Origin of the sequence: Kitasatospora sp. NBC_01302 (assembly GCF_035976515.1) — a bacterium.
Lineage (GTDB): Bacteria > Actinomycetota > Actinomycetes > Streptomycetales > Streptomycetaceae > Kitasatospora.
Genome location: NZ_CP108404.1, coordinates 5,918,850 through 5,931,283, shown reverse-complemented (window position 1 = coordinate 5,931,283; position 12,434 = coordinate 5,918,850). Strand labels below are relative to the sequence as shown.

Here is a 12,434-nt window from a genome sequence, read left to right as displayed (position 1 = left end):
CTCATTCGCTCCCCGCGCTAGCGTCGGCCAGCGCGTTGGCGCCACCGACGATCTCGCTGATTTCCTGGGTGATCTCGGCCTGACGGGCCGAGTTGGCAAGCCGCGTGAGCGACTTGATGAGCTCGCCGGCGTTGTCGGTCGCGCTCTTCATCGCGCGCCGGCGGGCGGCGTGCTCGGAAGCGGCCGACTGCAGCAGCGCGTTGTAGATCCGGCTCTCGACGTACCGCGGCAGCAGTGCGTCCAGCACGCCTTCGGCCGAGGGCTCGAAGTCGTACAGCGGGAAGATCTCCGTGGCGGCCGGCTTGTCGTCGCTGAGCTGGACCTCGTCGAGCTTCAGCGGCAGCAGCCGGGCGTCGATGGCGGTCTGGGTCAGCATCGAGACGAACTTGGTGGAAACCAGGTGCAGCTCGTCGACCCCGCCCGTCTCGGCGGTGAACGCCTCGATCAGGTCCGCGGCCACCGTCTTGGCGTCACCGTAGGTCGGCTTGTCCGAGAAACCCGTCCACGACGCCGCGACCGGCTGGTTGCGGAAGCCGTAGTACTGGACACCCTTGCGGCCACAGATGTACGTGACCACCTCCTTGCCCTCCGCCCGGAGCCGGGCGGTGAGCAGGGTCGCCTGCTTGATGGCGTTGGTCGAGTACCCGCCGGCCAGACCGCGGTCGGCCGTGATCAGCAGCACCGCGGCGCGGCTGGCGTTCGGGTTCTCGTGGGTGAGCGGGTGCTTGGTGTTGGACCGGGTGGCCACCGCCGTCACCGCCCGGGTCAGCTCATCGGCGTACGGAGTGGAGGCGGCCACCGCGCGCTGCGCCTTGACGATGCGCGACGCGGAGATCATCTCCATCGCCTTGGTGATCTTCTTCGTCGCGGTGACAGAGCGGATCCGGCGCTTGTAGACCCGAAGCTGTGCTCCCATGGGTCGTTACGTCCTTTCCCTCGCTACCGGACTCAGGCCTGCTCGCCGAGCAGCTTGCCGTCGGCGGTGGTGAAGCCCAGCTTGAAGGACTTGATCGCCTCGGTCAGCGCGTCGACGGTGCCGTCCTCGAGCTGGCCGGTCTCGACGATGCCGCTGAGCAGCTCCTTGTGCTCGATCCGCAGGAAGTCGAGGAACTCGCGCTCGAAGCGGCGGATGTCGGCGACCGGGACCTCGTCCAGCTTGCCGGTGGTGCCGGCCCAGATGGAGGCGACCTGCTCCTCGACCGGGAACGGCTGGTACTGACCCTGCTTGAGCAGCTCGACCATGCGGGCACCGCGCTCCAGCTGCGCCTTGGAGGCCGCGTCCAGGTCGGAACCGAAGGCGGCGAACGCCTCCAGCTCGCGGTACTGGGCCAGGTCCAGACGCAGACGGCCGGCAACCTTGCGCATGGCCTTGATCTGGGCGGAGCCACCGACGCGGGAGACCGAGATACCGACGTTCACGGCCGGGCGGATGCCGGCGTTGAACAGGTCGGACTCCAGGAAGCACTGGCCGTCGGTGATCGAGATGACGTTGGTCGGGATGTACGCCGAGACGTCGTTGGCCTTGGTCTCGATGATCGGCAGACCGGTCATCGAGCCGCCGCCGATGTCGTCGTTCAGCTTCGCGCAGCGCTCCAGCAGGCGGGAGTGCAGGTAGAAGACGTCACCCGGGTAGGCCTCGCGGCCCGGCGGGCGGCGCAGCAGCAGGGAGACGGAGCGGTAGGCCTCGGCCTGCTTCGACAGGTCGTCGAAGATGATCAGGACGTGCTTGCCGTCGTACATCCACTCCTGGCCGATGGCCGAACCGGTGTACGGGGCGAGGTACTTGAAGCCGGCCGGGTCGGAGGCGGGAGCAGCCACGATCGTGGTGTACTCCAGCGCGCCGGCCTCCTCCAGGGCGCCGCGGACGGCGGCGATGGTGGAGCCCTTCTGGCCGACGGCGACGTAGATGCAGCGGACCTGCTTCTGCGGGTCGCCCGAGCGCCAGTTGTCCTTCTGGTTGATGATCGTGTCGATCGCCACCGCGGTCTTGCCGGTCTGGCGGTCACCGATGATCAGCTGACGCTGGCCACGGCCGATCGGGGTCATCGCGTCGATGGCCTTGATGCCGGTCTGCAGCGGCTCCTTGACCGACTTGCGCATCATGACGCCGGGGGCCTGCAGCTCCAGGGCGCGGCGGCCGGTGGCGGTGATCTCGCCCAGACCGTCGATGGGGTTGCCCAGCGGGTCCACGACGCGGCCGAGGTAGCCGTCGCCGACCGACACCGAGAGGACCTCGCCGGTGCGGTGCACCGTCTGGCCCTCCTCGATCCCGCCGAACTCACCGAGGATGACGACACCGATCTCGCGGGTGTCGAGGTTCAGCGCGAGTCCGAGGGTGCCGTCCTCGAACCTCAGCAGCTCGTTGGCCATGACCGAGGGCAGGCCCTCGACATGGGCGATACCGTCCGCCGCGTCAGTGACCGTGCCGACCTCTTCACGCGAGGCGGCGTCCGGCTGGTACGACTGGACGAAATCGGCCAGCGCGTCCCGGATCTCCTCCGGCCGGATCGTAAGCTCCGCCATCAGGCTTCCCTGCTCTCCTAGGTTGCGATCCTCGGCCCGCCCAAGGAGGGCCGCAAGTATTCGATCCTCGGCCGGTGCTGTTGAACCGGCCGTTCGTATGTGCCGGCTGTCCCGTGGGTGGGACCGGCGCCCGACCGAGGGTCGGATGTTGCTGTGCGGGTGGCTTCAGCCTTCGAGGGCCTGTCGAGCGCCTTCGAGGCGGCTCGACACGGTGCCGTCGATGATCTCGTCACCGATCTGCACCCGGACACCGCCGACGACCTCGGGGTCGACGTCGATGTTCAGGAGCACCGCGCGCCCGTACAGCTTGGCCAGCGCGCCCGACAGGCGCTCCTTCTGGCGGTCGCTGAGCGGAACAGCGGTGGTGACCAGGGCCACCACGCGGTCGCGGCGGTCGGCAGCGAGCCTGGCGTAGGACGCGAGGCCCTGTTCCAGGCTACGGCCACGCGGGGTGGCGACCAGCGAGGTGACCAGACGGACGGTGCCTGCCTGGGCACGGCCACCGAGCAGCTTCTTGACCAGCCCCGCCTTGGCGGCGGCACCGGCCTTCGGCTCGGTCAGGGCGGCGCGCAGCTCGTGCGAGCCGGCCACGACGCGGCCGAAGCGGAAGAGCTCGTCCTCCAGGTCGTCCAGCTTGCCGGCCTTCTCGGCGGCGATGATCTCGCCGTAGGCGGCGAGCTCCTCGACCGAGTCGACCAGGTCGCGTCCACCGGACCAACGGGAGCGGACCAGACCGGAGACCAGGTCCACGGTCGGACCGGAGACCTGGCGGCCCAGCAGCGAGCCGACCAGCTCGGCCTTGTCCTGACCGGACCGCGAGGGGTCGGTCAGCACGCGGCGCAGCGAGACCTCGCGGTCCAGCAGCGTGGTGACGGCGCTGAGTTCCTCCGCCAGCTTGGCCGCGTCCACCGAGGTGTTGTCGGTCAGGCTGTCGAGGTTCTCCCGGCCGGCGGCCAGGGCCTCACGGCTGGCGCCGATCACTTGGCGCCCGCCGCGGTCGCGCTGGCCTTGGCCTCCAGCTCGTCCATGAAGCGGTCGATCACGCCGGTCTGCCGGGCGTGGTCCTCGAGGGACTCGCCGACAATGCGGGACGCCAGCTGGGAGGCGAGCGAACCGACGTCCTGACGCAGGGCGGCGGTGGCCGTCTTCTTGTCGGACTCGATCTGGGCGTGACCGGCGGCGATGATGGCCTCACGCTGACGCTGGCCCTCTTCGCGCATCTCGCTGATCAGGGCAGCGCCCTGCTCACGGGCGTGCTCGGTGATCCGAGCGGCCTCGTGACGCGCCTCGGCGAGCTCGGCGCGGTACTGCTCGAGCAGGGCCTGAGCCTCGGCCTGCGCGGCCTCGGCCCGCTCCAGGCCGCCCTCGATCTGGTCCCGACGCTCCGCCAGCACCTTCTCGATGCTGGGGAGGAGCTTCTTGCCGAGCAGACCGAAGACCACGAAGAAGCAGATCAGGCCGATGATGAGCTCAGGCGCCTTGGGCACCAGAGGGTTGAAGTCCTCCGACGCCAGCTGCATCGCGATGAGCGACATATCTGGACCTTCCGTCGAGTCTGTCGGACTTACTTGCCGAAGACGAACGGCATGACGATGCCGATGAGCGCGAGCGCCTCGGTCAGCGCGAAGCCGATGAACATGTTGGAGCGGATCAGGCCGGCGGCCTCGGGCTGACGGGCCATGGCCTGGACACCGTTACCGAAGATCAGACCAACACCGATGCCGGGGCCGATCGCAGCGAGGCCGTAGCCGATGGAGGCGACGGAACCGGTGACGCCAGCAGCGAGAACAGACATCTCAGCTCATCCTTTGCGGGGTGGAGATCCGGTGGTGAGTGCCCACCGGAAGTTTGGGGGGGTTGGGCGGGGTACTGCGAGGGGGCTCAGTGCGCTTCTTCCAGCGCACCGGCGATGTAGCTGCTGGCCAGCGTCACGAAGATGTAGGCCTGCAGGAACTGGACCAGCAGCTCGAAGGCGGTCAGGCCCAGGGTCACCACGAACGAGGTGGTCCCGTACAGCGCGCCAAGGCTCGGGCTCAGCAGGTACCAGGTCGCGACCGAGAACATCGTGATCAGCAGGTGACCGGCGAACATGTTGGCGAAGGACCGGACGGCGAGCGTGAACGGCCGCACGAAGATGTTCGAGAAGAACTCGATGGGGACCAGGATGAACATGACCCAGCCGGGGACACCCGACGGCCAGCAGAGGTTCCTCAGGCCGCCGACGAAGCCGTGCTTCTTGAACGTCAGGCTCATGTAGGTGATCCAGCAGACCAGCGCCAGGCCGGCCGGCCAGCCGATCACCGCGGTGACCGGGAACTGCGCCACCGGGATCACGGACATGATGTTCATGATCCAGACGAAGAAGAAGATCGAGACCATCATCGGGACGTACTTCTCGCCCTTTTTACCGATGTTCTCGAAGACGATCGCGCGCTTGACGAAGTCGAGGCCGATCTCGCCAACCAGCTGCATCTTGCCCGGCACCACCTTGGGCTTGGCGAACGCCGCCCAGAAGAACCCGATCACCAGCAGGGCACAGATGATCGACAGCAGCATCGGCTTGTTGAAGCCGAAGCCCGCCACGGTGAACATCGGGTGGAACTGGAACTCGTTCAGGCCGGGGGCCGGGAAGCCGCAGCCGGAGAACAGGTGGCATCCTCCTGAGGCAAGCTGCTGCGTGAGCCTGTCAGCACTCACCACGGACTCCTTCGTCGTGACACATAGTTACGGCAACCTCGGTGTGTCGGCGCGGCATTCAGCCACGGTGCGGCACTGGAATGTTTCTTGTTACGCGGGCTGGAGACGCCAGTGAGCTGTGTGGAGACGCAGCCCTGCACGATCCCAGGGATTCTGGAGGCTGTGCGGCGTCAACGGTGATCAGTCCGGCTGGTGGAGCGATCCGGACGCTTCCCGCACTCCGTGGCTGCCCCGGACGATAGCAGCCTGTTGGTTTCGCATAAGCGTCAGCCCCCTCCCTCTGGGGAGGGAGACGGTGACGCTCACGGTTGACGCTCCGTGGAGGCCCCCGCTGCGGCGGCGGGCTCCGGCACCACGTAGAAGATCTTGGCCTTCATGCCGCCCCGCACCATGAACGCGGTCCAGACCGCGGTGCAGCCGAGCACGGTGAAGCCGAAAACCTTGGTGTCGAACAGAGTTGTGCCCTTGAAGAGGGCCAGCACGATGCCCACGGCGAGGAGTTGCGTCATGTAGACGACCATCGCGACGGGGAGCATCATCTGCGGGTTGTTCCTGCTCAGGCGACCGATGGCGATCTGCCCGAAGCTGAAGAAGGCCAACACCAGGAGCGCGGCGAACAGCGCGCCGTACAGGCCTTTCGCACCCGCGATCGCGGTCGCGGCCGCGACAGCGGCAACTCCGGCGACCGCAGTGGGAATTGCGGCGCCTCGAACAAGCGGGGCGTCAGCGGACGGCATGTCGGCAACTCCGGCGGCATGTCGGGGAACGTGGACGGGGGTTGGGGATGAGCACGGGAGGTGCGTGTGCTCAGCGACCGAAGGGCTGACCTGGTCAGCCGGGAAGTCCTCCATACGAGGTGCTTCGGCTCATCCCTTGGTCCTCGTGAACGATATCACAAACTATTTGATGAGAGCTTTACTGAGGGAGTGTGGCGCTAGACACACCAACGGGCGAACCCATCACTCTTGTGGGTGAAAGCGTAGGGGACTGGACGGGCGAAGCTCCCGTCCAGCGCCGGAATCCGTCGCCCGGCCGCCCCGGAAGGACTCTGCGGGGACGGTGAGCACCGTCGCGGACAGGCCCGGCCCGGTCCGGACAGGGTCGGCAAGACGTTTCTGCCGGGGGCGAGTTCGCCGCTCTCCAGCATGTGGTTGAGCGAGACGATGACGTCGGAACCGCCCATGTGTCCGACGGACCTGCCGAAGTCCCAGCGGCGAGGGGTGGTCGAACACGACGGTGGCCCGCAGTCGGAGCCCGGTCACCGTGGTGAGCCGGTTACGGACCCCGACCGCCGACAGCGAGCCGAACCCGAGCTCCTTGAGCGGCCGGTCCGGCCGCACCGCCTCGGCGGAGGCGTGGCCGAGCACCTCCGCCACCGTGCCGCGGACCAGCTCCAGCACCAGCGCGTCCCACTCTGCCTCGGGCACCCCCGCCAGCTGCTCACGCAGCGTGGTGGCGGGGCCGGCCTGCACCGTGCCGGCCACCCGCCGGGACGGCGTGCGGACCAGACCGCGGAAGAGCGGCGCCAGGCTGCCCGCCCTGGCCTGGTCGCGCAGCGCCCCGAAGGCGAACCGAGCGGCCACCGGCGAAGAGGACAGCCTGGACGACGTCGACCCGCGCCAGCGTCGGCGCACCTTCGGCCTCGCGCAGCACACCGGTCAGCGACCAGTCCACGAAGGGGGCAGTGCGGCTTCGCAGTCGGCGACGCTGGGCGGTGATCTGATGAACGCCACCAGGCTTACTGCGATGGGCGGTTACCACCGCATCCTGCCCGAGCGGCACCCGGAGGAGATCAACACGCCCACCCTCCTGGCGCGCGCCATGGACCAGATCCCGCTCGCTCCCCGCGGGGCCGGCCCGGACCCGGTCGCCACCGGCCGACTGCACATCGAGTGGCAGCTGAAGCACGCCGAAGTGCCCGTCCCCGGCGCCCACTTCACCATCGTCGAGGGTCATGCCGCGACCAAGCGGACGCGGTCGAGCAGTGGATCGCCGGCACCCTCTGAGCCCGGCACACCCCCACCCCCAGCGCGACGAGGCCGCCACCGCCGTCTTCCTGCGGAAGGAGCGCCCGGACGCGGTGGTACTGACCGCCGCCAAGGTCGGCGGGATCATGGCGAACAGCACCTACCCGGTGCAGTTCATCGAGGACAACCTGCGCATCCAGCTGAGCGTGATCGCCGGTGCGCACGCGGCGGGGGTGCGGCGACTGCTCTTCCTCGGCTCCAGCTGCATCTGTCCGCGGGTGACGGCGCAGCCGATCACCGAGGAGGCCCTGCTCACCGGCCCGTTGGAGCCCACCAACGAGGCGTACGCGCTCGCCGAGATCGCCGGCATCGTGCAGGCCCAGTCCTACCGCAAGCAGTACGGCGCCTCCTACGTCGTGGCGATGCCCGGCAACCTCTACGGCCCGGGCGACGACTTCGACCTGAAGACCTCGCACGTCCTGCTGCTGCGCCGTTACGACAGCGACGCACCGGTCAACGTTGGGTGCGGATACGATCTGACGATCCATGAACTGGCGCGTACGGTGGCCGATGCGGTCGGTTTCACCGGCGAGCTGGTCCGGGACACCGACAAGCCGGACGGCACGCCCCGCAAGCTGCTGGACACCAGCCGGCCGGCCGCCCTCGGGTGGCAGCCGCGCATCCCGCTGGGCGAGGGGATCGCGGCGACCTACCAGGCCTGGCGGCAGGCGCAGGCCTGACCGCCTCCGCTCCTCCCGGAAGGTACGTACGCAGTGACGAGAACCACTGATGGGCGAGGCGGTTCCCTCCTCGCCATCAGCGATCTGCACATCAGCTACGCCGAGAACCGCTCGCTGGTCGAGGCGCTCAAGCCGGAGAGCCCGGACGACTGGCTGCTCGTGGCCGGTGACGTCAGCGAGATCGTGGACGACATCGCCTGGGCGCTCGGGCTGCTCGCCGAGCGGTTCGCCAAGGTGATCTGGGCACCGGGCAACCACGAGCTCTGGTCGCACGGCGACGACGCCTCGCAGCTGCGTGGCGTCGCCCGCTACGAACGCCTGGTGGAGGTGTGCCGTGGCCTGGGCGTGGTGACGCCGGAGGACCCCTACCCGGTCTGGTACGGCGAGGGCGGCCCGGTGCGGATCGCGCCGCTGTTCCTGCTGTACGACTACACCTTCCGCCCGGCCGGCACGCTGACCCAGGAGCAGGCGCTGGAGCGCGCGCACGAGGCCGGGGTGGTCTGCTCCGACGAGTTCCTGCTGCACCCCGACCCCTACCCCAGCCGCGAGGCCTGGTGCCGGGCGCGGGTGGCCGAGACCGAGCGGCGGCTGGCGGCCTGCGACCCCGAGGTGCCACTGGTGCTGGTCAACCACTACCCGCTGGTGCGCACGCCGACCGACGTCCTGTACTACCCGGAGTTCGCGCTCTGGTGCGGCACCACCGCCACCGCCGACTGGCACACCCGGTTCAACACCGCGGCCATGGTCTACGGCCACCTGCACATACCCAGGACCACCTGGTACGACGGGGTCCGCTTCGAGGAGGTCTCGGTGGGCTACCCGCGCGAGTGGCAGCGGCGCGCCACCGGTGCCCCCGGGCTGCGGCGGATCCTGCCGGCGGCCACGGCGGCGCAGGCCGGACCGACGGGCGGTGCGGCGTGATCGAGCGGATCCTGCCCGACGCGGTGGTCACCGTCGCCGACACCAGCGGCGCCGCGGTGACCGAGCTGCTCTTCCCCGCCGAGGAGGCGCTGATCAGCACCTCGGTGGCCACCCGCCAGCACGAGTTCCGCGCCGTGCGGCTCTGTGCCCGCCGGGCGCTGACCGAGCTCGGGGTGCCGGTGGCGCCGATCCTGCCGGGCCTGCGGGGCGCGCCGACCTGGCCGGCCGGCGTGGTCGGCAGCATGACCCACTGCCTGGGCTACCGGGCTGCCGCGCTGGCCCACGCGAAGGAACTGCTCAGCATCGGCATCGACGCCGAGCCCGCCGAGCCGCTGCCGGAGGGGGTGCTGGAGGCGATCGCCCGCCCCGAGGAGCTGACCCGGCTGCGCACGCTGGGCGCGCAGCGGCCCGAGGTCCCCTGGGACCGGCTGCTGTTCAGCGCCAAGGAGAGCGTCTACAAGGCCTGGTTCCCGCTGACCCAGGTGTTCCTCGACTTCTCCGAGGCCTCGCTCTCGTTCGACGTCGAGGGCGGCTTCACCGCGCAGCTGCTGGTCCCGCCGCCGCTGGTGGAGGACCGCCCGCTGACCGGTTTCACCGGCCGCTGGCTGGTGGCCGAGGGGATCGCGCTGACCGCGATCGCGGTGCCGCACCGGAGCTGACCGCTCCGGACGTACGGCAGCGGCCCAGGGCTTGTCCAAGAAGCCCTGGGCCGCTGCCGTACGTCCGGGTCAGTGCCGCTCGCCGCTGCGGCCGCCACCGAGCGCGGTGGCGCCGCCCCCGCGCAGGATCTCCCGGTCGGCCGCGGAGAGCTCGGCCGCGACCGGCTCGGCGGGGGCGGGCTCGCGCAGCCCCCGGGTGGCCGCCCGCAGCTCCACGGTGCGCAGCTCGGTGGTCTGCGGGTCGGCGGCCAGGGCCTCGGCCGCGCGGGCCGGGGCGGTGCGCACCTCGGCCTGGACCGGGCGGCGCCGGCCGGAGCTGCCGCGCCGGTAGCGCGGCGGGACGATGGCCTGCACCGCCGCCGGCGCCTTGGGCCGGAACCAGGGCAGCAGCAGCACCACGATCCCGATCAGGCAGAACCCGGCGCAGGCCAGCACGACGGTGCGACCGGTGTTGGTGACCGAGAAGGCCACCGTGCCGAAGGCGATCAGCGCGGCCCAGAAGTACATGATCAGCACGGCGCGGCTGTGCGAGTGGCCGATCTCCAGCAGCCGGTGGTGCAGGTGCTGCTTGTCGGCGGCGAACGGCGAGCGCCCGGCCCAGGTGCGCCGGACCACGGCGAGCAGCAGGTCGGCCAGCGGCAGCGCGACCACCGCGAGCGGCAGCAGCAGCGGGATGTAGATCGGCACCAGGATGTGGGTGGTGGCGGTCTGCGAACCGGCCTGCGCGGTGATCAGGTCGGGGTCGACCCGGCCGGTCACCGAGATCGCGGCCACCGCCAGCATCAGCCCGAGCATCATCGAGCCGGAGTCGCCCATGAAGATCCGGGCCGGGTGCAGGTTGTGCGGCAGGAAGCCCAGGCACATGCCGATCAGCAGCGCGCTGAACAGCACGGCGGGCGCCGCCTCGCTGATCGAGTAGCCGTACCAGAGGCGGTAGGAGTACAGGAAGAAGGCCATCCCGGCGATGCAGACCATGCCGCCGGCCAGACCGTCCAGACCGTCGATGAAGTTCACCGCGTTGACCATGACGACCACCAGGGCCACCGAGATGATCATGCCCAGGGTGGGGCTGAGCGCCACCGGGCCGACGCCGGGCACCGGGATCGAGATCACCGTGATGCCCTGGTAGACCATGACGCCCGCGGCGATCATCTGACCGCCGAGCTTGACCAGCGCGTCCACGCCCCACTTGTCGTCCAGGACGCCGAGCACCCACATGATGCCGACGCCGGACAGCAGGGCCCGGATGTCGGAGGGGTCGTCGGAGAAGACCTTGCCCAGGTTGGTCAGGTGGTAGGCCACCAGCAGCCCGGCGCAGAGCCCGCCGAACATCGCGATACCGCCCAGGCGCGGGGTGGGCTCGCGGTGCACGTCCCGGGCCCGCACCGCCGGCATCGCCCCGGCGATGATCGCGAACTTCCGGACCGGGCCGACCAGCAGGTAGGTCACCGCCGCCGTACAGAAGAGCACGAGCAGGTACTCACGCACCGACTGGCTCCTTCCACACACGCGGCTGGGTGCGTACGGAAGGTACTCCCGCACGGCTGAGGGGTTCGAGGTGCGTCGCCACGGTACACACCTTATTGAATCGGACGACGGGCGCGTGCATCGCGGTTCGCTCTACCGAGGGCCTTTCGCCCCGGCGGTCCGGACCAGTTCGCGCACCCGCGCCGCCGCCGCGGCCGGTTCACCCCCGCTGAGCAGGGCGCCGATCAGCGCTCCGACCTCGGCGAGCTCGGCCGGGCCCAGTCCGAGCGCCGCCGCGGCTCCGGTGCCCAGCCGGATCCCGGAGGTCTCGGCGGCGGGCACGGGGTCGAAGGGCACCGCGGCCTTGCCGAGCATCAGCCCGGCCGCCGCGCAGCGGCGCTCCGCCTGCGCACCGGTGACGCCCAGCGGGCTGACGTCGGCGGTGACCAGGTGGGTGTCGGTACCGCCGGTCAGCGGCCGGGCCCCGGCCCCGGCGAGTGCCGCGGCCAAGGAGCGCGCGCCGTCCACCGCCCGCCCGATGTACGCGCCGAACTCCGGGGTGGTCGCCTGGGCGAAGGCCACCGCCTTGGCCGCCACCTCGTTCATCGCCGCCCCGCCCTGGGTGAACGGGAAGACCGCGCGGTCCACCCGGTCGGCCAGCTCCGCGGTGCACAGCAGCAGGCCGCCGCGCGGGCCGCGCAGCAGCTTGTGGGTGGCCGCCACCACCACGTCGGCGTAGGGCACCGGGGAGGGCGCCACGCCCGCCGCCACCAGGCCGGTGATCTGCGCGACCGAGGCGACGAGGTAGGCGTCCACCTCGTCGGCGATCTCCCGGAAGGCCGCCCAGTCCAGGTGGCGCGGGTAGGAGATCGAGCCGGCGATGATCGCCTTGGGCCGGTGCACCCGGGCCAGGTCGCGGACCTGGTCCAGGTCGATCCGGCCGTCCTGCTCGCGCACCCCGTAGCCGATCACGTCGAACCAGCGGCCGGAGAAGTTGGCGCGCGAGCCGCAGGAGAGGTGGCCGCCGTGCTCCAGCGACATCGCGAGCACTCCGTCGCCCGGCCGCAGCAGCGCCGCGAAGGCCGCCAGCATCGCCGAAGTGCCGGACCGGGGCTGGACGTTGGCGTGCTCGGCGGCGAACAGGCCGCAGGCCCGGGAGATCGCGAGGAGTTCGGTGGCGTCCGCCACGGCGCAGCCGGTGTGATGGCGGCGGCCGGGGTAGCCCTCGGCGTACTTGTCCACCAGCGGGCCGGCCAGCGCCGCCAGCACGGCCTCGGTGGCGAGGTTCTCCCCCGCCAGCAGCTGCAGCCCGCCGGCCCGGCGCTCGGCCTCGGCCGACAGCAGGTCGGCGAGTTCGGGGTCGGCCGCGCGCAGCGCCGCGGACGGTTCCCAGCGGAGGGGTTCGGCGGTGTGGGGGTCTTGAACAGCGTGCGCGGCATCAGCGAGGGTCATGGCGGCGC

Annotated in this window: 13 protein-coding genes; 3 read left to right on the top strand and 10 right to left on the bottom strand. The window is 70.5% G+C overall.

Annotated features, from left to right (window positions below; all coding sequences use genetic code 11):
* Position 1: 1 nt before the first annotated feature.
* The 8 genes from OG294_RS26050 to OG294_RS26015 form a co-directional block, all read right to left on the bottom strand.
* On the bottom strand, positions 2–916 hold the full coding sequence (locus tag OG294_RS26050) for a F0F1 ATP synthase subunit gamma (RefSeq protein WP_327068968.1): 915 nt from the start codon (positions 914–916) through the stop codon (positions 2–4).
* A gap of 32 nt (positions 917–948) precedes the next feature.
* Complete coding sequence (gene atpA / locus OG294_RS26045; RefSeq protein WP_327068967.1) at positions 949–2,523, bottom strand: F0F1 ATP synthase subunit alpha; 1,575 nt, start codon at positions 2,521–2,523, stop codon at positions 949–951.
* A 165-nt stretch (positions 2,524–2,688) separates the two neighbouring features.
* Complete coding sequence (locus tag OG294_RS26040) at positions 2,689–3,504, bottom strand: F0F1 ATP synthase subunit delta (protein ID WP_327068966.1); 816 nt, start codon at positions 3,502–3,504, stop codon at positions 2,689–2,691.
* The gene (locus tag OG294_RS26035) at positions 3,501–4,058 is read right to left on the bottom strand and encodes a F0F1 ATP synthase subunit B (protein ID WP_327068965.1); all 558 of its coding nucleotides are present in this window, start codon (positions 4,056–4,058) and stop codon (positions 3,501–3,503) included. Before OG294_RS26035 ends, OG294_RS26040 begins: the two co-directional genes overlap by 4 nt.
* Before the next feature lie 29 nt (positions 4,059–4,087).
* The gene (gene atpE / locus OG294_RS26030; RefSeq protein ID WP_327068964.1) at positions 4,088–4,318 is read right to left on the bottom strand and encodes an ATP synthase F0 subunit C; all 231 of its coding nucleotides are present in this window, start codon (positions 4,316–4,318) and stop codon (positions 4,088–4,090) included.
* A gap of 86 nt (positions 4,319–4,404) precedes the next feature.
* A complete protein-coding gene (gene atpB / locus OG294_RS26025) occupies positions 4,405–5,220 on the bottom strand; it encodes a F0F1 ATP synthase subunit A (RefSeq protein ID WP_327068963.1) in 816 nt (271 codons plus the stop codon).
* A 302-nt stretch (positions 5,221–5,522) separates the two neighbouring features.
* Positions 5,523–5,957, bottom strand: a complete 435-nt coding sequence (locus OG294_RS26020; protein WP_327068962.1) for a hypothetical protein — start codon at positions 5,955–5,957, stop codon at positions 5,523–5,525.
* A 222-nt stretch (positions 5,958–6,179) separates the two neighbouring features.
* Positions 6,180–6,803 (bottom strand): acyl carrier protein, encoded by a 624-nt coding sequence (locus tag OG294_RS26015; RefSeq protein ID WP_327068961.1) that lies wholly within the window; start codon positions 6,801–6,803, stop codon positions 6,180–6,182.
* Positions 6,804–7,174: 371 nt separating this feature from the next.
* On the opposite strand from OG294_RS26015, the gene OG294_RS26010 reads away from it, so the two are divergent.
* The 3 genes from OG294_RS26010 to OG294_RS26000 are packed head-to-tail and all read left to right on the top strand — an operon-like array spanning position 7,175 to position 9,507.
* Positions 7,175–7,927: an NAD-dependent epimerase/dehydratase family protein gene (locus tag OG294_RS26010; RefSeq protein WP_442789218.1), complete on the top strand. Its 753-nt coding sequence runs from the start codon at positions 7,175–7,177 to the stop codon at positions 7,925–7,927.
* 33 nt (positions 7,928–7,960) lie between these two features.
* Positions 7,961–8,848, top strand: a complete 888-nt coding sequence (locus OG294_RS26005) for a metallophosphoesterase family protein (protein WP_327068960.1) — start codon at positions 7,961–7,963, stop codon at positions 8,846–8,848.
* Positions 8,845–9,507, top strand: coding sequence for a 4'-phosphopantetheinyl transferase family protein (locus OG294_RS26000; protein WP_327068958.1), 663 nt, complete (start codon positions 8,845–8,847; stop codon positions 9,505–9,507). The genes OG294_RS26005 and OG294_RS26000 overlap by 4 nt, the downstream gene beginning before the upstream one ends.
* Before the next feature lie 69 nt (positions 9,508–9,576).
* On the opposite strand, the gene OG294_RS25995 is transcribed toward OG294_RS26000, so the two are convergent.
* The gene (locus OG294_RS25995) at positions 9,577–10,995 is read right to left on the bottom strand and encodes an MraY family glycosyltransferase (RefSeq protein ID WP_327068957.1); all 1,419 of its coding nucleotides are present in this window, start codon (positions 10,993–10,995) and stop codon (positions 9,577–9,579) included.
* 132 nt (positions 10,996–11,127) lie between these two features.
* Positions 11,128–12,426, bottom strand: a complete 1,299-nt coding sequence (glyA, locus tag OG294_RS25990; protein WP_327068956.1) for a serine hydroxymethyltransferase — start codon at positions 12,424–12,426, stop codon at positions 11,128–11,130.
* Positions 12,427–12,434 lie beyond the last annotated feature (8 nt).